Annotated in this window: 14 protein-coding genes; 9 read left to right on the top strand and 5 right to left on the bottom strand. The window is 49.4% G+C overall.

The annotated features are described in order from the left end of the window. Positions 1 to 122: 122 nt before the first annotated feature. The 3 genes from AC6R0L_RS11550 to AC6R0L_RS11560 form a co-directional block, all read right to left on the bottom strand. Positions 123 to 428 carry a YebG family protein gene (locus AC6R0L_RS11550; protein ID WP_334551342.1) on the bottom strand — a complete coding sequence of 102 codons (306 nt, stop codon included), beginning with the start codon at positions 426 to 428 and terminating at the stop codon, positions 123 to 125. A gap of 103 nt (positions 429 to 531) precedes the next feature. Continuing rightward, positions 532 to 1,422, bottom strand: a complete 891-nt coding sequence (locus tag AC6R0L_RS11555; protein ID WP_334551492.1) for a LysR substrate-binding domain-containing protein — start codon at positions 1,420 to 1,422, stop codon at positions 532 to 534. Between the two features lie 64 nt (positions 1,423 to 1,486). Continuing rightward, positions 1,487 to 3,358, bottom strand: a complete 1,872-nt coding sequence (locus AC6R0L_RS11560) for a sigma-54-dependent Fis family transcriptional regulator (RefSeq protein ID WP_487901691.1) — start codon at positions 3,356 to 3,358, stop codon at positions 1,487 to 1,489. 336 nt (positions 3,359 to 3,694) lie between these two features. Here AC6R0L_RS11560 and AC6R0L_RS11565 point away from each other — a divergent pair, with 336 nt between their 5' ends. The 9 genes from AC6R0L_RS11565 (at position 3,695) to recD (ending at position 19,483) form a co-directional block, all read left to right on the top strand. After that, complete coding sequence (locus AC6R0L_RS11565; protein ID WP_487901690.1) at positions 3,695 to 4,786, top strand: ABC transporter ATP-binding protein; 1,092 nt, start codon at positions 3,695 to 3,697, stop codon at positions 4,784 to 4,786. 1 nt (position 4,787) lies between these two features. Next, entirely contained in the window at positions 4,788 to 5,888 is a 1,101-nt protein-coding gene (locus AC6R0L_RS11570) for an ABC transporter ATP-binding protein (protein WP_487901689.1), read from the top strand. Beyond that, the gene (locus AC6R0L_RS11575) at positions 5,888 to 6,751 is read left to right on the top strand and encodes a carbohydrate ABC transporter permease (RefSeq protein WP_334551336.1); all 864 of its coding nucleotides are present in this window, start codon (positions 5,888 to 5,890) and stop codon (positions 6,749 to 6,751) included. The genes AC6R0L_RS11570 and AC6R0L_RS11575 overlap by 1 nt, the downstream gene beginning before the upstream one ends. A gap of 9 nt (positions 6,752 to 6,760) precedes the next feature. After that, entirely contained in the window at positions 6,761 to 7,585 is an 825-nt protein-coding gene (locus tag AC6R0L_RS11580; protein WP_334551334.1) for a carbohydrate ABC transporter permease, read from the top strand. Positions 7,586 to 7,595: 10 nt separating this feature from the next. After that, positions 7,596 to 7,868, top strand: coding sequence for a DUF2160 domain-containing protein (locus AC6R0L_RS11585; protein WP_334551332.1), 273 nt, complete (start codon positions 7,596 to 7,598; stop codon positions 7,866 to 7,868). Between the two features lie 149 nt (positions 7,869 to 8,017). Further along, positions 8,018 to 9,736: an ABC transporter substrate-binding protein gene (locus AC6R0L_RS11590; RefSeq protein ID WP_500629227.1), complete on the top strand. Its 1,719-nt coding sequence runs from the start codon at positions 8,018 to 8,020 to the stop codon at positions 9,734 to 9,736. A gap of 144 nt (positions 9,737 to 9,880) precedes the next feature. Continuing rightward, positions 9,881 to 13,339 (top strand): exodeoxyribonuclease V subunit gamma, encoded by a 3,459-nt coding sequence (recC, locus tag AC6R0L_RS11595; protein WP_500629228.1) that lies wholly within the window; start codon positions 9,881 to 9,883, stop codon positions 13,337 to 13,339. Between the two features lie 394 nt (positions 13,340 to 13,733). After that, on the top strand, positions 13,734 to 17,381 hold the full coding sequence (recB, locus tag AC6R0L_RS11600; RefSeq protein ID WP_500629256.1) for an exodeoxyribonuclease V subunit beta: 3,648 nt from the start codon (positions 13,734 to 13,736) through the stop codon (positions 17,379 to 17,381). Between the two features lie 2 nt (positions 17,382 to 17,383). Then, complete coding sequence (gene recD, locus AC6R0L_RS11605; protein ID WP_500629229.1) at positions 17,384 to 19,483, top strand: exodeoxyribonuclease V subunit alpha; 2,100 nt, start codon at positions 17,384 to 17,386, stop codon at positions 19,481 to 19,483. A gap of 68 nt (positions 19,484 to 19,551) precedes the next feature. Here recD and AC6R0L_RS11610 read toward each other — a convergent pair whose 3' ends face one another. After that, a complete protein-coding gene (locus AC6R0L_RS11610) occupies positions 19,552 to 19,728 on the bottom strand; it encodes a hypothetical protein (RefSeq protein WP_334551325.1) in 177 nt (58 codons plus the stop codon). 274 nt (positions 19,729 to 20,002) lie between these two features. After that, the gene (gene argA / locus AC6R0L_RS11615) at positions 20,003 to 21,340 is read right to left on the bottom strand and encodes an amino-acid N-acetyltransferase (protein WP_500629230.1); all 1,338 of its coding nucleotides are present in this window, start codon (positions 21,338 to 21,340) and stop codon (positions 20,003 to 20,005) included. Positions 21,341 to 21,410: the final 70 nt, after the last annotated feature.

Consider the following 21,410-nt stretch of genomic DNA (forward strand, 5'->3'; position numbering starts at 1 on the left):
TTCCTTGTTTATGGGGGCCTTGTTTCTGGGGATGTCCTGTTGGTGAGCATGGTATTTATGAGGATGTATAAAAAACAAAGCCCCTGCAATCGCAGAGGCTTGGTAACGATAAAGAAAGGGCATTACGCCGCGTCGTCTTGTTCTTCTGGGGTGTTTTCCGTGTCCACGGCCACGACTTTTTTCTTCTTCGGAGTGGGCTTGCGCTTTGCCCCTAATGCATAGAGCACTTCTTCTTTATTTTGCGCTAGGAACATCGCCAAATCTTCTTGCTTGGCTTCATCTTCCATCAGTTCACTTTTACCTAGAAGCTCGAAAAGCTCGTCCGCCATATCGAGCATTTTGTCATAGGCGTCCGCTTCCGCTTTAGAGGTAAAAGTCATTTTCTCTTCTCCGTTGCGTTCTACCACGTACTTGACGATTACAGCCATGGTTGGTCCTCTAACTTAAATTGATAGGTTTTATTACTGGCTGTTTATACAGGTTTGAGCCGCTTAAGTCTAGGTGTGCGTGCGCGCTATGAGAGACCGATGCTTAATTTTTCCACTGCTGACAAAAAGCAATAAAGGATTTGAGTAGCGGGCTTTGATACTTTTCTTTGTGCACCAATAACCAAAAGCGGCGTGTCATATCGAGTGGCAGCGGCAACTCAATCACTCGGCCATCATTGATCGCTGGTTGTGCCGATAAGCGCGATAGGCAGCCTAAACCTAAGTCAGCGGCGACACTGTTGATCAGGGCTTCGGTGGTATTGAGTTCAAATGATTCCTGCCATCGTTCTAATCGCGGCGCGATAACGCGTAGAAAGAACTCGCGAGAGCCAGACCCCGCCTCGCGCAGTACCCAGCGACTGTGTTCCAGCTCATCCATTGCTACTCGTTCGTGACGTGCGAGCGGTGATGAGGGCGAACAAATAACGCACATCTCGTCGCGACTAAATGGGGTAGAGTTTAGAGCCGGATGAAGCGTTTTACCCTCTATCAAGGCGATATCCAGTTCATAGTCGACCAGTTTTTCACAAATCAAAGCGGAGTTGGAGATCAATAAGCTTTGCTGCTCATGGCCCGTCGCGTCACGAAAGGAGCGCAGGAGAAACGGTGCTACTTGATTGCCGATGGTATCGCTAGCGCCAATTCGCAGCTCGCCGCTTAACCCTTGAGTATCATCAAACAGATGTTCAATATCTCTGGCTCGTTCTAACAGTTCATCGGCCATCGGCAGTAGTTTGATGCCCTCTTGATTGATCAGCAGACGGTTATTCACACGATCAAACAACGAGTGTCCGAGCTGTTTCTCAAGCTCTGACAAGGTCATGCTAACCGCCGCTTTGGAGAGATACAGCGCGTCAGCAGCGTGGGTGAGAGTGTCATGCCGAGTGACAGCAAGGAACACCTTCAGTTGTTTCAGTGTGAGGTTTACAGCCATAGATTAGTGAGTAGAGGAACGGGACATTATCGTTAGTGTCACAGATAGCCAGTGGATGCGCAACCTAACGCAGCCCTTCCTCTCGTAAGCGTTTATAGAGTGTATTACGGCTTATATTGAGTGATTTAGCCGTCGCGGATACGTTTCTACCATTTGCTTCATATACGTCTAGCCAATTTACTGCTGGAGGCTTGATGACGGAAGGTTGGGTGGCGACTTGCTCTCTTACCGTTGGTTCCTTATTGTCGACCCACTCATTATTACGTTTCAGATCGGCGAGGAAATCATCCGGTAAGTGCTCAACACCGATGCGTCCCCCTTCAGCCATGGCCGCTGCAATTTGGATAACGCTGACCATTTGACGAATGTTGCCCGGCCACGGATGGGCTTTAAACATCGCCAATACCTCCAAACTGAGAGTTGCTATAGAGTCTGATGGGGAGAACTGACGCAGCAACACCTTGATTAGCGCCTCTTTGTCGGTTCGCTCGCGCAGAGGAGGGAGTGTTAAGTTTAGTCCTGTCACGCGATAATAGAGGTCTTGGCGAAAGTGTCCCTTGTCGACATCGAGCTTCAATTGTCGGTTTGTTGCAGAGACAAGTTTGAAATCAACTGGGTAAGCGGTTGTTGAGCCAAGAGGGGTCACTTTCCTTTCTTGCAACACGCGTAACAAACGTGCTTGAACATTGAGCGGCATGTCGCCCAGTTCATCAAGAAAAAGCGTGCCTTTGTTCGCTTTGCGAATCAGGCCGATGTAGCCTTTATTGCTCGCTCCAGTAAACGCGCCTTTCTCATACCCAAACAGCTCTGACTCTACCAATTCAGCAGGAATCGCTGCGCAGTTTACCGCAATTAATGGTTGTGCCTGACGTTCACTTGAACGATGGAGAGCGTTGACAAACACTTCTTTTCCGACGCCCGTTTCACCGTGAATTAATATGGGAATATCGGTATTTAAGATCCGCTCAGCTTGATTAATCGCTTTGGATAAACGAGGGTCACCGGTGTTGAGGCGTTTTAAGTCAATGTGTTTATCTTTGGTTTGACGATCCGATTGTGTGGGCTTTAGACGGTAATCAAGGGTTCTCGCCTGCGGTTGCCTTGGCGGTGTGATGATGGCGAAAAAACGATGCCCAGTGTGGCTTGTTATCGATACAGGAGTGTATGCAGGGTGGGAAAGGAGTTTGTCGAGTTGGATATCAAACAGCTGATGAAGGTTCACTAGCGCGAGATCTTGACCGAGAACGACCTCCGCACGTCGATTCGCCGAAATCACAGTACCAGAACCATCAAACACTAAAATCGAAGACCATTGACTGTCGATGTTTTCAGGAGAAGAGTTAAACCACAACATAAAGTGTTGCTGTTGAAAGTGGCTCGTGATGAGTTGATTTTCAATGGCTTGTGACATCAATTTAACCATGCCCAACGTATGTGCCGTAGGCATGTAGGCGTCACTTGAAATCGACAATACCCCCGTCATTGTTCGTTGTGCATCGAAAATAGGTGCAGCGCTACCAGTCATAAAGCGATTGGATGTGAGGAAGTGCTCATCATGAAACACCTGCACAATTGAACCCGTTTCGAGTGCGGTTCCAATCGCATTGGTCCCGATTAAGCTTTCTTGCCAACTGACGCCATTTTCAAAGACGTGCGGCTGTCGCTGAGAGAAAAAACGTTGTTCTCCCCAACTGTTGAGTACGTGCCCTTGCGTGTTAGCTAGTGTAATTAAGCAATTGCTATTGGCCAGGAGACTGTCGTAAAACGGCAGAACTTTTTGTTGAGTGGTGGTTATAAGCCCGGAATGTTCATCTTGTGCAAGCGCGACCAACTGGTGGGACTGCTGTTCAATGATTGGAGCACTGCTATGACCTAGCCCGGCTTGTCTGCAGCGTTGCCAAGACTCTTTGATAATGTGTTGATGTTCGTCGTTCATAGATTAGCCAAATAACAAGCGTAGATGAGATATTTATTATTGTTTTTATTTCGAGTGAACATTAAGTGTTCATAATTCGCTCAATAACCATACCATCAAGTTGAACATTTTGAACACGTCCCGAACACATTTTGTTAACAAATGTGCGAATGATCGCATCTCTGTTTTTACTGGTTAATGTTTTGTAATTTAATGGGTTGGGGAACTATGACGAGGTTTTTACTGAGTTTTTAATGACAATTGTTAAATAAATGTTTTAATTTTGTTTTATTGGCATGCCTTTCGCAATTTGAGCACTAATGGATGCATAGTGTTCGAATTGAAAGGAGTCTTTTAGTGTCATTAACACTCGAACAAATTAACAAAATCGTCGACGGTGAAAGACATCTTAGCGATGTTAACCTGATCTTTGAGCCGGGATCATTCAATGTACTGCTGGGCCGAACTTTAGCGGGTAAAACCTCTTTGATGAGGCTGATCGCTGGCCTAGATAAGCCAACCTCTGGCCGTGTACTCATGAATGGTATCGATGTGACGGGGATTTCGGTTCGTGAACGAAACATCTCGATGGTGTACCAGCAGTTCATCAATTACCCCAACTTAACGGTGTACGAGAATGTCGCGTCTCCGCTCCGCTTAGCGGGGATGTCTGATGATGAAATTGCGCAACGTGTCCATGAAACGGCCAAAATGTTGCGGATCACTGAACATTTGAATAAGCACCCACTTGAGTTGTCTGGTGGCCAGCAGCAGCGTACTGCGATGGCCAGAGCGCTGGTGAAAGATGCCGATATCATTCTCTTCGATGAACCTTTGGTCAACCTTGATTACAAGTTGCGAGAAGAGTTACGTCAAGAGATGCGCGAGCTATTCAAAACACGCAACACGATTGCCATCTATGCCACAACGGAGCCGAATGAAGCGCTGGCATTAGGTGGAACCACCACGATATTGCATGAAGGCCGAGTGATTCAAGCTGGCCCTACCTCCTCCGTATACCATCAACCAGACAACGTCGAGTCCGCGACTTTGTTCAGTGAGCCTCCTATCAATTTAATTGCAGGGGAGGTCAATACCAGCGAAGTGACCTTCGATCAAACGACGCATTTTCCACTCAATCATGTCTTAAGCAGCTTGAAGCCTGGCAAGTATTGCTTCGGTATTCGTCCGAGCCACTTAAGCCTGCTACCGAAAAATGATGACGATGTCGAGCTAACGGTTCAGGTTGAAGTCGCGGAAATCAGTGGTTCAGAAACGTTCCTTCATGTGCGAAACGCTCACTTAGACATGGTGCTTCACCTACCAGGTGTGCACAGCTATGACGTGGACGAAAGCATCAAGATCTATATTCCAATCCACAAATTTTACGTATTTGGTATGGATAACCACCTTATCCATGCCCCGAACCGTGATGTAAGAGGGCAATAAGATGGTCCAAATTACTTTGAATTCATTGGCGCATACATACGACAAAAAGCCATCTCCAGATTCACTCTATGCCATCAAAGAGATGAATCATGTGTGGAAACAGGGCGGCGCGTACGCGTTACTTGGGCCATCAGGCTGTGGCAAATCAACGCTTTTGAACATCATTTCTGGCTTGATGAGCCCATCTCAAGGCGATGTATTGTTTGATGAAACCCGTGTGAATGAACTCAGACCGCAAGACAGAAATATCGCTCAGGTTTTCCAATTCCCGGTGATCTACGACACCATGACTGTGTATGATAATTTGGCTTTTCCACTGCGTAACATGAAAGTGCACAAAGCCAAAATACACACCAAAGTAACGGAAATTGCGGACATTCTCGAGCTCACTAATGTGTTGAGTAAGAAGGCTCAACATCTCACCGCCGATGAAAAGCAAAAAGTCTCGATGGGGCGCGGTTTAGTTCGTGATGATGTCTCTGCGATTTTATTTGATGAGCCGCTCACCGTCATCGATCCCCAGCTGAAATGGAAGCTGCGCCGAAAGCTTAAGCAAATCCATCAGCAGTTCAACATCACCATGATTTACGTCACTCACGACCAGTTAGAGGCTTCGACGTTTGCCGATGAGATAGCCGTTATGTACAACGGCCAAATTGTCCAGTTTGGTACGCCCAGAGCGCTGTTTGAAAAACCCAATCATACCTTTGTTGGCTACTTCATCGGTAGCCCAGGGATGAATCTTATCGAGGTGACGCCGTCGGCGAATGGCGTTTCGTTTGATGGCATTGAGCTGCCTGTATCTCAAGTTTATCAGCACGCTATTCGTCAACTGAATACCGATAACATCAAAATCGGTATTCGCCCCGAGTTTGTTCATGTCTGGGAGAAAGCCAACGATGCTGCCTTGCGATGTCAGGTAGAGCATATTGAAGACTTAGGCACCTACAAAATTGTCACACTCAGTATCGGTACTCAAACGATCAAAGCGCGATTACAAGAAGATCAACCTGTACCACGTGGTCACGCTTACATCAGTTTTCCTGAGCAATGGACCATGCTCTATGCCGACGAGTTCTTGGTTAAAGTAGGAGACGAGTAATGGATAAAGTGACAAATAACAAAGCATGGCTTCTCGTGCTACCTGTTTTTGCATTGGTCGCCTTCAGCGCCATTGTGCCGCTGATGACGGTGGTGAACTACTCGCTACAAGATATTTTCGATGCCAATACCGCTTATTTTGTCGGCACCGAGTGGTACCGAGAAACGCTCAATGATGAACGCCTTCACGATGCGCTGTTTCGTCAGTTCGGTTTTACCTTAACCATTTTGCTGATTGAAGTACCACTGGGCATTATCGTCGCGCTTACCATGCCAACTAAAGGTCGTTGGTCGGCCTTTTGCTTAATCGTATTGGCGATCCCGTTGCTGATCCCTCTCAATGTCGTCGGTACGATTTGGCAGATTTTTGGTCGTGCGGATATTGGTCTTTTTGGTTGGGCACTCAACAGTATTGGCATTGACTATAACTATGCCGGTGATCCACTCGATGCCTGGTTGACGGTGATTTTAATGGATGTGTGGCATTGGACTTCGTTGATCGCGTTGTTGTGTTATTCAGGGCTACGCGCCATTCCAGATGCCTATTACCAAGCGGCGAACATCGATCGCGCTTCAACGTGGTCCATTATCCGCTATATCCAACTACCCAAACTCAAGAGCGTTCTACTGATCGGGGTTCTGATTCGTTTTATGGACAGCTTTATGATCTACACCGAACCTTTTGTGCTCACCGGGGGTGGGCCGGGTAATTCGACGACTTTTCTCAGCCAAACATTAACCAAAATGGCCGTCGGTCAGTTTGATATCGGCCCCGCCGCCGCGTTTTCAATCATTTACTTCTTAATCATTCTTTTGGTGAGTTGGCTGTTCTACACCGCGATGACCCACGGCGAGAACAAGTAAGGGAATACTATGAATAAGACCAAATCCAAATACACACGTTATACGCAGATCATTGGTTTAGCGCTTTATATCTTATGCTTGATGCTGCCCATTTATTGGCTGCTCAATATGTCATTCAAAGAGAATCAGGAAATCCTTGGTAGCTTGAGTTTCTTTCCTCAACATTGGACGTTTAAGAACTACCACACCATATTTTCTGACTCGAGTTGGTACATGGGGTACGTCAACTCTATCACCTATGTGGTGATGAACATGGTCATCACGCTCACCGTGGCACTGCCAGCAGCATATGCGTTTTCTCGCTACAAGTTTGTCGGCGATAAGCACCTATTTTTCTGGTTGCTTACCAACCGAATGGCACCACCTGCTGTTTTTCTATTGCCATTCTTTCAGCTTTATTCGTCCGTGGGACTCTTTGATACCCACATCGCGGTCGCGTTGGCGCACTGTTTATTCAACGTGCCATTAGCAGTATGGATTCTAGAAGGCTTCATGTCGGGCGTGCCAAGAGAAATCGATGAAACCGCCTACATTGATGGCTACAGTTTTCCGAAATTCTTTATCAAGATTTTTCTCCCGATGATTCGTTCTGGTATTGGTGTCTCGGCGTTTTTTTGTTTCATGTTCAGCTGGGTGGAACTGTTGTTGGCAAGAACCCTGACATCCGTTGACGCCAAACCTATTTCTGCCGTTATGACGCGCACGGTCAGTGCGTCAGGGATTGACTGGGGGGTGCTTGCCGCCGCTGGTGTGTTGACCATTTTGCCCGGTATTTTGGTGATTTGGTTTGTTCGTAACCACGTGGCGAAAGGCTTCGCCCTCGGACGAGTGTAAGGAGGCACACATGGCTTGGATGGCTTGGACAACACCGTCGGCGCTGTTTTTTCTCGGTATCGCTTTGATATTGCTCACCATGACAATTCGAGAGATCCGTTCTCCTTGTGTGGAGAGAAAAGGGTTTCTTCCTATATCGACAACACGAGGTGACCGACTATTTATTGGTTTGCTTAGCTCTGCATTTGTTCACTTGGGGTTTGTGGGGCTAACAGACTTATCCATTTGGGTGCCATTTACGTTGTGCGTAATTTGGCTAGGCACAGTATTGAAATGGGGATAACAACAGATTGCACCATCACTCGTGACAGACAGTGTGTGGTCGTTTGAGATCGCGAGTACTACCAATAACGACGTGAACCGAAGGAAGCTAAATCGTATGACGGCTCTCCTGACGAAAACGAGAAGACTCAAATCTGGAGTGAAACAATAATGAAAAAGGATATTAGAAAATCGTACCTTGCACACTGCTTAGCGTTCTCTTTAGGGACGCTGGCATTGGTTCCGAGTGCTTACGCAGACATGGCGGCAGCAAAAAAATGGATGAGTGAGGAGTTTACCCCATCGACTTTGTCCAGTTCAGAGCAGGAACAAGAGATGCAATGGTTCATTGACGCCGCCAAGCCGTTCCAAGGTATGGAGATCAATGTCGCATCGGAAACTATCACGACGCATGAGTATGAAGCCAAAGTATTGGCGAAAGCCTTCTACGAAATCACAGGTATCAAAGTGAATCATGACTTGATTCAAGAAGGGGATGTGGTTGAGAAGTTGCAAACGCAAATGCAGACGGGACGCAACATCTATGACGGTTACATCAATGACTCTGACTTGATTGGTACCCACGTGCGCTACGGTAAAGTGGTTCCGATATCGGATTTCATTCAAGGCGAAGGGAAGGGGGTGACCAACCCTTATTTAGACTTGGATGACTTTATCGGGCTCGACTTTACGACTGGACCTGACGGAAAAGTATATCAGTTGCCAGATCAGCAGTTTGCTAACTTGTATTGGTTCCGCGCAGACTGGTTTGAGCGTGATGATTTAAAAGATCGATTCCGAAAAGAGTATGGGTATGAGCTTGGCGTACCTTTGAACTGGTCAGCGTATGAAGATATCGCTGAGTTTTTCAGCAACAAAGTAAAAACGATTGATGGTGAACGTGTCTACGGTCATATGGACTATGGTAAGAAAGATCCATCATTGGGTTGGCGTTTCACCGACTCGTGGTTCTCGATGGCTGGGGCGGGTGACAAAGGCATCCCTAACGGTTTACCTGTTGATGAGTGGGGAATACGTATCGAAGGGTGCAGTCCTGTCGGCTCTGATGTTGCCCGTGGTGGTGCGACCAATGGCCCTGCGGCGGTATATGCGACACAGAAATACGTAGATTGGTTAAAACAATATGCGCCACCTGAAGCGCAAGGCATGACCTTTGGTGAAGCGGGACCTGTGCCCGCTCAAGGCGCAATTGCACAGCAAATCTTCTGGTATACCGCCTTCACCGCGGATATGACCAAGCCTGGGTTACCAGTCGTCAACGAAGACGGTACGCCAAAATGGCGCATGGCCCCGTCACCGCGTGGACCATACTGGGAAGAGGGCATGAAACTCGGCTATCAAGATGCTGGCGCTTGGACTTTCCTCAACAGCACGCCAGTGGATCGTCGCCAAGCTGCTTGGCTGTATGCTCAGTTTGTTGTCTCAAAATCGGTCAGTTTGAAGAAGACGCTTGTAGGCTTAACACCTATTCGTGAATCGGACATCAACTCTCAAGCGATGACCGATGCGGCACCGATGTTGGGCGGCTTAGTGGAGTTTTACCGCAGTGATGCGCGCAAACAATGGACCCCGACAGGGACTAATGTTCCAGATTATCCGAAACTGGCTCAGCTCTGGTGGCAATACGTATCTGAAGCTGCCAGTGGTGAGAAAACGCCACAAGAGGCTTTGGATGGATTAGCTGAAGCGCAAGATCGCGTGTTGCAACGCCTAGAGCGCAGTGGAGCACAAGGTGAGTGCGGACCTAAACTGAATCCGAAAAAGGACAGAGAGTACTGGTTGTCTCAACCTGGTGCACCGAAGCCTAAACTCGCCAATGAGAAACCTCAAGGCAAGACCATTGCATACAAAGATTTGATTGGCCAGTAACTCGACATTGATTTGTATAATACCCATGAGGCCCGCGCCCATGGGTATTTTTGTTTGAACGATATCAGATGGTTACAAATACTCTCTCTTACGGGCGGCTTATGCTAATCTCACCCTATCGTCCTCTTATCGTGTGAGCGCCTTGTGTTTACTGTCTATCATTCCAATCAAGTCGATGTGTTGAAATCTTTGTTGGTGGAGCTCATTCGCCATCAGCCGCTTGAGAACCCGTTTGAAGCCGAGCAGATTTTGGTTCAGAGCCCCGGCATGTCTCAATGGCTGAAAATGGAACTGGCGAAAGCGTTCGGTGTGGCTGCAAACATAGAGTTTCCTCTTCCCGCGACCTTTATCTGGAACTTGTTTACCCAGGTCTTACCCGATGTGCCGACTCGCAGTGCGTTTAACAAAGAGGCGATGACATGGAAGTTGATGCAAGTGTTGCCATCTCAGCTAGAAAGGGACGAATTTGAACCGTTGCGCCGTTACTTGGCTGACGATCAAGACTGCAGTAAATGCTATCAATTGGCGGAAAAAATTGCCGACATCTTTGATGGGTATCTGGTCTATCGACCTGAGTGGATCGCCAGTTGGGAGGCGGGGCAAAGTGTCGCTGAAATACACGATGAACACCCTTGGCAACCCATCCTTTGGCAAGCGCTCTACGATCAGACTCTGGCGCTAGGGCAATCGCCTTACCATCGTGCCAACCTCTATCAAGAATTTATCGAAGCGCTTGAACATCGAACGGGTGGTTTTGACCATCTGCCTAAACGCTTGTTTGTGTTTGGTATCACTTCTTTGCCGCCTCGCTATATGGATGCGCTTAAAGCCATTGGTGAGCACATTGATGTCCACCTCATGTTCACCAATCCGTGTCGCTACTACTGGGGGGAGGTCCGTGACCGTAAATTCTTAGCAAAATTGGCGGCGAAGCGGCGCAAACATTTGGTGTGGCAAGAGGATCACTCAGAGTGGCAAGGCGAGAGCGAACCGCTCAAAGGTAGCCTTGAAGAGAATATAATGGATGAGCTGCACACCGATGTGGTGGGGAACAGCTTGCTGGCCTCAATGGGCAAATTGGGGCGCGACAACATGTATCTGCTCTCTCAATTGGAATCCCATGAGATTGAAGCCTTTGTGGATATCGAGCGAGACTCATTGCTGCACGAATTACAGGCCGATATCCTCAATCTTGAAGAGCATCAAGATGACAAGTTGCTCGACACAAGCCATCATAAACGTCGCGTTTCTTTGCAAGACCGCTCCCTGACCTTACATGCTTGTCATAGCCCAATGCGAGAAGTGGAAGTGCTGCACGATCAACTGTTGGCAATGTTTGAAGCGGATCCGTCGCTCAAACCGCGTGATGTGATTGTTATGGTGGCGGACATCAATGCCTACAGTCCGGCCATTCAAGCGGTGTTTGGCAATGCGCCGGGTGAACGATTCATCCCTTTTTCTATCTCGGATCGCAGTGCCAACCAAGAAAGCCCGATCTTGAATGCTTTCTTATTATTGACCATGCTGCCGCAATCGCGCTGTTTGGCCTCGGAGCTGCTTGAGCTGCTGGAAACACCAGCGATCTTGGCGCGATTTGGTCTCGACGATAACGAGTTTATTCGCGCAAAACAGTGGGTAGAACAATCGGGGATTCGCTGGGGGCTCGACGGCCACACCGCACAAGAATTTGATTTGCCTAAAACAGGCCAAAATACATGGCAATTTGGTATTAACCGCATGTTGCTGGGCTATGCGATGCCTGCATCGGCAGGGCTGCTGAACACCGAACAAGGCGAACTGGCGCCGTTCAACGAAGTTCAAGGCCTTGGCGCCGAACTGGCGGGCAAACTGGCTCACTATATTGAAACCGTTGCTCACTATCGCGCTAAGTTAGCGCAGAGCCAGGGGGTGGATCAGTGGCGCGAAGTGCTGACTCAACTGTTGGATGATTTCTTTTTGGTGGATTTGGATGGTGAAGCGGCGCTCAAATCCATTCGTGATACGTTGGCGATTCTCAAAGAGCAGCTGAATGATGCCGCGTTCAGTGCGCCGCTCTCTGCTGCGATTGTGACGCAATATTTGCGTGACAAGCTCTCTGGTACGCGGGTAAGTCAGCGCTTTCTTGCCGGCCAAGTCAATTTCTGTACCCTCATGCCGATGCGCTCCATCCCATTTAAGACTGTGTGTCTATTGGGGATGAATGAAGGCGTTTATCCAAGGTCTGTGCCGCCGGAAGGGTTTGATTTGATGAATGGTCGCGCTAAGCATGGCGACCGTTCGCGCCGAGATGACGACCGCTACCTTTTCTTAGAGGCGCTGTTATCGGCGCAGGACACGCTTTACATCAGTTATGTCGGGCGCTCAATTCAAGACAACACGCCGCGCATGCCATCGGTGTTGGTCTCTGAGTTAATGGAATACTGCCATCAAAACTACTGTTTGGAAGGCGATTCAGATTTAGGCTGTGATGAGTCCGGCTCGCGCCTTGTTCACCACTTGAGCACGTCTCATCCTATGGTGCCGTTCAGCGCTGAGGCGTTTATTGGCGAGCGGGCGAGTTATGCCCAAGAGTGGTTACCTGCCGCCTTGCGCCAGGGGCAAAAGAGTGGCGACTTCCAGCGTCAGTTGAGTGACTACCTACTCGGCGCACACTTTCCACTCGAGTTGGATTTAGTCGAGCTGCAACGCTTTTGGCGCCTGCCTGTTCAGTACTTTTTCAACCGCCGTTTAAAGGTGACGTTTGAGCCGCCGCAACCTGTGATGAACGATGAAGAGCCCTTTGTGCTGGGCGGACTGGAAAGCTATCAGTTGCGCGATGAGCTGCTTACGACACTGCTGACCGCTCACACATTAGCTGATCGCGATCCTAGTCGCTTGATCGCGCAATGTGTGGCGAAGCATCGCGCCGAAGGGCGTTTGCCTATTGGCGCCTTTGGTGACATTGAGTTTGAAACCAACCGAGTGCAAAGTGAAGAGTTAGCGAAAACCTTGCACGGATTGTGTCAAGCGCCTTGTGAGGATCATGAAGTCACTCTCACGTTGGATGTGCTTGGCGATGGCAAACCCGTACAGCTGGTCGGCTGGTTGACTCAAGTGTACCAATCTGGGCTTGTGCGTTTTCGTACTGGGCGGATTCGATCTCAAGACTATCTCTCCGCTTGGCTTGATCATTTGGCCATGGCCGCCAGTGGTCGTGCGCTGCGCACTCACCTGATCGGCTATGACAAAAAAGAAGGGGCGCAGCATCTAATCTACCCTGCACTAGAGTCTCGTGAGCAAGCGTACGCACTACTCAATGAGCTGGTGGGTCTTTACTACCAAGGCATGAGTGAACCTTTACCTTATTTCCCCCGTACCGCTTTAGCGGCGATAGAAGCGGGCTTTAGTCGCGGAAAGTGGGTGGACGATGAAGACAAATCGCTGAAAAAAATGGCCGAGACGTTCAATGATGGCTACATGTCGAGTGGCGAAGGCAACGACAGTTATATTCGTCGTATTTGGCCGCAATGGGATGAGGAACTGGCCGCTCGAGTGCGTACATTGGCTGCTCGCGTCATTCAAGCACCTCGTCTCGCTGCACAGGATGCTGCCGATGTGTCGTAGAGGGGCAGTGAAGATGAAGAACAAAAATAGAAGATGAAAAGTAAAAAATAGCAGAAGGTAAAGTGGCCGCCAGAAAATCATTATAGTGTAGGGCGTTCGCTGTACGGCCACAGGTCAGAGGGACCATGATTTGTTGGGTTGATGGGCAGACACACTGCCTCAACTCATGCTGCGAATACTAACGACTCACTCTATAGGCTGCTGTGAGTAAGATCGCAGAACTCCCCGTATTTTTATGGGGTTAACAGATAAAATAGCGTTTTATTAACCGGATCACATTGAGTATTAGCACTAATATTGTCGAGCTGAATCGTGATAGGTGAAACATCCATGAATTCATACAATGTGCGATTGAGCCAATGTGTCAACTCGTACAGTTAAAGGGCAGAATTTTATGACCGCATCGTCTCGTCCCACTCTTTCTAGTGGTGGTGATATCACACCGACCGCACTCGATACGATGACTTTTCCATTGCATGGTGCTCGGCTGATTGAAGCCTCCGCTGGGACGGGAAAAACCTTTACCATTGCTGGGCTCTATTTGCGCTTGTTGCTCGGGCATGGCAACGATCACACTCGGCACGCGCACCCGCTCACTGTGGATCAGATTTTGGTGGTGACCTTTACTGAGGCTGCCACGGCGGAGCTACGCGATAGGATCAGGGCGCGTATTCATGACGCGCGCCTTGCTTTTGCTCGTGGCCAAAGCAGCGACCCAGTGATCGAGCCTTTGCTTGAAGCGGTGACGGATCACGCTCAAGCTGCGCAAATATTGCTACAAGCGGAAAGGCAGATGGATGAAGCCGCCGTCTACACGATTCATGGTTTCTGCCAGCGGATGCTGACGCAAAATGCGTTTGAGTCAGGCAGTCGATTTAGCAATGAATTTGTCACTGATGAAAGCCATTTAAAAGCGCAAGTGGTCGCAGATTACTGGCGGCGTAATTTCTATCCATTACCCCCGCAACTGGCAGGTGAAATTCGCCGAATTTGGCGGGCGCCGAATGAGCTGTTAGCCGCGATTTCGAACTATTTGACTGGCGCACCTTTGGCGTTAAGCGTGCCTGCAATGCAGGGCAGCTTAGCGGATCTGCATGAGCGTAATCTGGCTCAAATTGATGAACTTAAGGCGCTTTGGCGAGCGCATCAAGACGAGGTGCTGGCGATCATCAACGAGTCAGACGTCAATAAGCGCAGTTACAGTAAAAAATCGCTACCGACCTGGATAGAGAGTGTTTCTGCCTGGGCAGCCCAAGCGACGACAAACTATGAGATACCTACGGCGCTGGAGAAGTTTGCGCAAAACGCACTGCTTGAAAAAACACCGAAAGGCCAAGCGCCTGAGCACCCGTTATTTGCACGTATTGAAGCCCACCTCGCTCACCCGGTGGATCTGAAAGCGCCGATGTTGGCTCATGCGATAGAGCATTGCCGCACAATGCTGGCAGCGGCCAAAGCTCAGAAGCAGTGGCTCTCGTTTGATGACTTGTTGACTCAGCTCTCTGCGGCGATCGACCTTGATGATACTGAGTTGCTGCGTGAGCGCATTCGCACTCTCTATCCCGTTGCGATGATCGACGAATTCCAAGATACCGACCCGCTGCAATACAGTATTTTCAGTCGTATTTACCTAGATCGTCCTGAGTGTGGTCTGTTTATGATTGGCGACCCGAAACAGGCGATTTATGCGTTTCGTGGCGCGGATATTTTTACCTACATTAAAGCGCGCCAACAGGTGACGTCGCATTTCACTTTGGGCACGAACTGGCGTTCAAGCGCCGATATGGTGGCAGCGGTCAATCAAGTGTTTTCTATGCCAAAAAGCCCGTTTATCTACGATCAAGATATTCCTTTTCATCCCGTCAACGCCTCTCCGGGCTCTGAGCGCAAAGGCTGGACTTTAAGCGGCACACGACAACCAGCGTTGACGTATTGGTTACAAGAAGCCGAAGAGAAACCGCTCGCCAAAGGTGAGTACCTTGAGGCGATGGCGAGTGCGACGGCCAACCAGATCCAGACAATTCTTCAGGCTGCGGCTAATAATGAGGCCATGTTGTTGGGCGCGAAAGGCGAGCAGGCGATTGAGGCCGGTGATATTGCTGTGTTGGTGCGCACTGGGAATGAAGGTCGGATGATCAAACAAGCGCTGGCCGATCAAGGCATTGCCAGTGTCTATCTATCCAATCGAGACAGTGTGTTCAGTTCTGTTGTTGCAAGCGATGTGCAGCGTCTATTGCAAGCGGTGTTGACGCCCGAGTACGACAGAGCGTTAAGAGCGTGCTTAGCCAGCGAACTGTTTGCCCTTGATGCGGCAACACTCGATAGCTTGAACAACGATGAAAACGAGTGGGAAAACGCGATCAATGAGTTTAAAGGTTACCGTCAACTTTGGCAGCAACGCGGCGTATTGCCGATGTTGCGCAGTGTGATCAGCAAGCGTCATATTGCAGAGCGCCTGCTAGAAGAGCAAAACGGTGAGCGAACCCTGACGGATCTGATGCACATGGGTGAGTTGTTGCAACAGATGAGTGGTGAACTCGACAGCGATCATGGCTTGTTGCGTTGGCTAGCGCAATCCATCAGCGATGCGGAGCAAGGGCTTGGTGGCAGTGATGAGCAAATTCAGCGCTTGGAATCGGAGCGTAATCTGGTGCAGATCGTCACCATCCACAAATCGAAAGGGTTGGAGTACGACTTAGTCTTTCTGCCGTTTGCATTGAGCTATCGTGAAGCGAGCGAGGCGAAGTATTACGATGCCGAGCAAGACGTGACCATGCTTGATATTACGGGGCAAAGCGCGGCTTTGGCGCTTGCGGATAACGAACGTCTTGCAGAAGATCTGCGTCTGATTTACGTGGCATTGACGCGTGCGGTATATGGCTGTTTTGTCGGCGCCGCACCACTGCGTAATGGTCGCTCGACCAAAGAGCCGACGGGCGTACACAAAAGTGCGCTGGGTTATTTACTGCAAGATGGCCAAGAGGGGGGCATCTCAGATTTGACTAAGGCGCTTTGCCGGCAAAGTGAGGCGTTGGCTTGTGTTGCTGTGGCGGACCTGCCAAATTCGCACGCTCAGCCGCTGATGAATCCTCCACCAGAGATGCCGCCACTTGGCGCCAAAGCATTTACCACACCACTGGACCGCTATTGGCGCATCACCAGTTATTCCGGTCTCGTTAAACAATCGTCTAGTCATGCGGCGCAAGGGTTTGAGGATGTACTGCGCCTTGATGTGGACTCGGCGCAGGATCACGACGAAGCGTCACTCACTGAACCAGAAAAGTCGATTTTCACCTTTCCCCGCGGCGCAAGGCCGGGCACTTTCTTACATACGTTATTTGAAGACGTTGAATTTACCGAGTCTGCCCATAGCGATCACAATCGCGCCATCATCGAATCGCTATTGCAAGCGGAGCAGTTGGATGAGAGCTGGCTTCCTGTATTGCAATCGTTGGTCGATACCGTGCTAGCGACGCCCTTAGATGGCGATGCACTGCGACTGAATGAAAAAGGGCCATCTCAGCGTTTGGTGGAGATGGAGTTTTTACTGCCCATTACCGTTCTAGACGCGCCATCCCTGAATCGAGTGATCACACGTCACGATACCCTGTCCGCGCGCGCCGGTGAGCTCGGGTTCCAAACAGTGCGCGGCATGTTAAAAGGGTTCATCGATTTGGTGTTTGAGCACCAAGGTCGCTACTACGTACTGGATTGGAAGTCGAACCACCTTGGCAGTGACGTCAGTGATTATCATGGTGAGGCGCTTAAGCAAGCGATGGCCGATCATCGCTACGATCTCCAGTATCAGATTTATGCTTTAGCCCTACACCGTTTCTTGCGCAGCCGCTTGGCGAATTATGACTATCAACGCCATTTTGGCGGTGTCTATTATCTCTTTTTACGCGGTATGGATGGCCAGAGCGAACACGGCATTTTTTCGGCCAAACCGAGCTTAGCCATGTTGGAGGATTTAGATCGATTGATAGAGGGTAAGCCGATTGAAACCAAATTTAACCCAGCGGGCCAAGGGGAGTTGATCTAGACATGGCGCTACTTGTTTCACAGCTGCAACTCTTGGCAGCAAAAGGCGTGATTCGCCAGTTGGACTACCAATTTGCGCGTTTTATCCATCAGCAGTCTAACGATGACCACTTGGCGTTTATCGCCGGTTTGACCAGCGCAGAGCAGGCGAAAGGCAATATCTGTTTACCCCTTTTTGATGCCAATGGTCAAAAGGTGGATCTGGCACACAAGCTCGGTTTGTATGGCGAGGCAGCGCTGAACCTCAATCAGACCTTACATACATTTGATTGGGCTGCCCATTTAGCGAATTCGCCGTGGGTGGGGAGTGCGGGTGAACCGCTGCCTTTGATGTTTGATGGTGAGCGACTCTACTTACACCGTTTCTGGCATTATGAAACGACCTTATCCGAACGCTTATTGAGCTTTGGGTTACCTATGATCCTAAAGCCTGATGAGCAAGCGAAGTTGACTGAGCTTCTTGATCATCTATTCGCGAGGAATTATCGCTATCTATTTGACGATATTAAAAAAGGTCAGTCGGTAACCCCCGTTATGATTCAGCAATTAGTGTGTGACCATTTAGATGTGGTTACGCCTGATGAGCTCGATTGGGTTGCCATAGGCCAAATACTCCAGCAGGCCAAAACCGTGGCCGAGTTGTCTGCTTTGGATAAGCTCGTCCCCCAAGCGGTATGCGTCAGTTGGCAAAAGGTGGCGGCGGCGGTGGCGCTCACTCGTCGATTTGCTGTGATTTCTGGTGGACCCGGTACAGGCAAAACGACCACCGTGACCAAGTTACTTGCTGCCTTGATTGAGCAAGCAAAACAAGATCGCATTAATGGTCATGTGCCAACCATCAAATTGGTGGCGCCGACAGGAAAGGCTGCCGCGCGCTTGACTGAATCGATTGGCCAAGCAGTGGAGCAATTGGCGGTGAGTCCAGAGTTGAAAGCGGCCATACCGACACAAGCCAGCACCATTCACCGTTTACTTGGCGCGATTCCGGATAGCGCCGAGTTTCGCCATCATCACGATAACCCTCTGCATTTGGACATTTTGGTCGTCGATGAGGCGTCGATGGTCGATCTCTCTATGATGCATAAGTTGGTGGATGCAATGCCCAAGCAGGCTCGGCTGATTTTACTCGGCGATAAAGATCAGCTTTCGTCAGTGGAAGCGGGCGCGGTATTGGGGGACATCTGCTCTTTCCATCAAGAGGGATATAGCGCCTTGCAGGCCAAACTACTCGCCCAACTGACAGGGTTTGATTCACTCGCGCATGGAGCAAGCGCCAGCCAATCAGGGATGGCGGACAGTCTCTGCATGCTGCAAAAGAGTTATCGATTCGATGCGCGTTCGGGGATTGGTCAATTGGCCAAAGCCATCAACTCGGGAGGCGTAAGCAAGGTTGAGCAAGTTTGGCGGCAAGGGTTTGAGGATGTTGCTAAGTACCCTATCGACACAGAGCACTACCAACTGCTGATAAAATCTCTGGTGGAAGAGTATCGCGGCTACCTTGCGCTGTTAAATGAGGTGAATCAGGCGCAGGAAGATCTCAATACGCTCGCTCGCAACGCGTTATCGGCATTTGCACGTTGTCGTTTGTTGTGCGCCGTTCGAGAAGGGGATTTTGGTGTGCAAGGGCTCAATGCCCGTATTGAGCGCGCTTTGGCTGCACGTAAGCTGATTCAGGTACAAGATGAGCTTTGGTACCACGGTAGGCCCGTGATGGTGACGCGCAACGATCACGCGTTAGGCCTCTACAATGGAGACATTGGTTTGTGCATTCGTGATCCTGACGAAGAAGGGCACAAGCTGAAAGTCTTTTTTGAACTGCCAGATGGCAGTGTCAAGGCGGTGTTACCGAGCCGTGTGCCTGAACATGAAACCGCCTACGCGATGACGATTCACAAATCGCAGGGCAGTGAATTTGATCATACCTTGATGATTTTGCCACCGGAGTTTAGCCCTATCTTAACTCGAGAGCTCATTTATACTGGCGTCACTCGCGCTAAGTCACGTTTAAGTCTATATGTGGATGAGTCAGTGATGGCAAGAGGAATAAAAGTGCGAACGGTTCGGGCCAGTGGTTTGACACAGCGCTTGAAGGGAAAAGAGTAAGGTGGGAGACGGGATGAGCAATCGTCCCTGATTGCTGGCTGCGCTTGGGCAGAGTCGAGCGCCGTCGGTTACAGCGCTTGCGTAAATGAGATGCTGCGAATCGCGTATTTTTCTTGGTAATTGAGGATAAACGCCTTCAACCCTTCTGTGACTGGGAAGACACAATGTACGTCGAGCCCGGCTAACAGTTCGTTGTCTGCCATATCCCAAAAACTTTGAATCGAGTTACAGATGATGGTTTTCATCAAGTTATATGCTCTTAGTATCGTGTTTATCTACTTCAAGCAATCCGTGCGACTTACGCCGAGTTCTCTCAGGTCGTAAGTGAAGGTAAGTCCATAGAGCCCCTGAATCGGGAGCGCAAATATTAACCAATTCAATATATTAAATAAAGTGCTTATCGATAAAAATCGATAGCTCGGTGGCTAACCTATTAAAATGGCTAATAATTTAGTTTTGAAAATCTTGGCAACTGCCGTTTTCCCCTTCATTCCTAATGAGAAAAACGGCAGTAAAAAATCAAAGTTTGATGCTTAATATCTTTGATTTGCGTTGATAGTTGTACAAATTCTGTTTTTGAGATGGTAGGCACTCAACGCCCATTTCGAAGAAACCTTGTTCCCTAAACCAGTGCAAACTGTGAGTGGTTAATACAAAAATCTTCTCAATTCCTTGTGCTTTGGATTGCAGTTTCATGTGGTTAAGTAACAGCAGGCCGCGGTTACCATCACGATATTCTGGATGAATCGCGACACAGGCCATCTCGGCCATTTTCTCCTGCGGGTAGGGGTAAAGGGCCGCACAGCCGATGATCAAGCCGTCTTTTTCTATGATGGTGAACTGATGAATCTCTTGCTCCAGTTGTTCACGAGAGCGTCTGACCAGCACGCCTTGCTCTTCCAGTGGCCTAATCAGCTCGAGTATCCCACCGATGTCATTGATGTCCGCCATTCGCACTTGCTCAGCGCTGGCATGAACGATCTGGGTACCGATACCATCAAGCGAGAAGAGTTCCTGAATCAGCGCGCCATCCACCTTATAACTGACCAAATGACTGCGTGGCACTCCAGCGCGGCAGGCTTTGGTGGCGGCACGCAAAAAACGCAGTGTCCCAGAGGTGTCGTCGCTGCTAGGGTTGGCTTCCGTTTCCAGTGAGGACAAAATGGCCTCGGCATCTTTAGGAAACAGCTCTGCCACGACATTGCCATTGGCATCAATGACCCCTTGCTCAGAACAAAAACCGATCAGCTTATCGGCTTTGAGCTTGATGGCGACTTGTGTAGCCAACTCTTCCGAGAGTAGGTTAAATGACTCGCCGGTCACTGAACTGGCGATCGGGCCAAGCAGCACAATGGAGCCATGGTCGAGCATGCGATTGATGCCTTCGACATCAATACGCCGAATGCGGCCACTGTGGCAGTAGTCCACACCATCATCGACGCCCAACGGTTGGGCAATAATAAAGTTGCCGCTGACGACGTTGAGCTGTGTTCCCGCCATCGGCGTGTTGCTCATGCTCATGGAAAACTGCGCCGTGATGGCCAGTTGCAGTTGACCGGCTGCTTGCATCACGTAGCTCAAATTGGTTTCTTGCGTTACTCGTACTCCCTTGTGATAGGGGGTTTCGCTGTGATTGTGCTGCAAAATGTCGTTAATTTGTGGCCTTGCTCCATGGACGACGACGATTTTCACGCCCAAGCTATGAAGTAGAGCAAGATCACTGATAATATTCGGAAAATTTGCATCTGCGACGGCCTCGCCTCCGAGCATCACTACCATGGTTTTACCGCGGTGAGCATTGACGTAAGGTGCCGATTGTCTGAACCCTTTCACAAGGGCGGTATTTCGAATTTTCACAGAAGCGTCCAAAGTTACGAGTGAATTAGTATGTGGAAATATTGCAATTTTATTCTTGTTTCGGCAAGTG

The sequence above is a fragment of the Vibrio sp. R15-SG3-ISO1A genome (assembly GCF_059833955.1).

Bases quoted from the DNA above. Each gene is read 5' to 3' on its own strand.
- AC6R0L_RS11560 (WP_487901691.1), bottom strand. From the start codon at position 3,358: ATGAACGACGAACATCAACACATTATCAAAGAGTCTTGGCAACGCTGC.
- AC6R0L_RS11575 (WP_334551336.1), top strand. From the start codon at position 5,888: ATGGATAAAGTGACAAATAACAAAGCATGGCTTCTCGTGCTACCTGTT.
- AC6R0L_RS11570 (WP_487901689.1), top strand. From the start codon at position 4,788: ATGGTCCAAATTACTTTGAATTCATTGGCGCATACATACGACAAAAAG.
- recB (WP_500629256.1), top strand. From the start codon at position 13,734: ATGACCGCATCGTCTCGTCCCACTCTTTCTAGTGGTGGTGATATCACA.
- AC6R0L_RS11610 (WP_334551325.1), bottom strand. From the start codon at position 19,728: ATGAAAACCATCATCTGTAACTCGATTCAAAGTTTTTGGGATATGGCA.
- recD (WP_500629229.1), top strand. From the start codon at position 17,384: ATGGCGCTACTTGTTTCACAGCTGCAACTCTTGGCAGCAAAAGGCGTG.
- AC6R0L_RS11580 (WP_334551334.1), top strand. From the start codon at position 6,761: ATGAATAAGACCAAATCCAAATACACACGTTATACGCAGATCATTGGT.
- AC6R0L_RS11585 (WP_334551332.1), top strand. From the start codon at position 7,596: ATGGCTTGGATGGCTTGGACAACACCGTCGGCGCTGTTTTTTCTCGGT.
- AC6R0L_RS11590 (WP_500629227.1), top strand. From the start codon at position 8,018: ATGAAAAAGGATATTAGAAAATCGTACCTTGCACACTGCTTAGCGTTC.
- AC6R0L_RS11550 (WP_334551342.1), bottom strand. From the start codon at position 428: ATGGCTGTAATCGTCAAGTACGTGGTAGAACGCAACGGAGAAGAGAAA.
- AC6R0L_RS11555 (WP_334551492.1), bottom strand. From the start codon at position 1,422: ATGGCTGTAAACCTCACACTGAAACAACTGAAGGTGTTCCTTGCTGTC.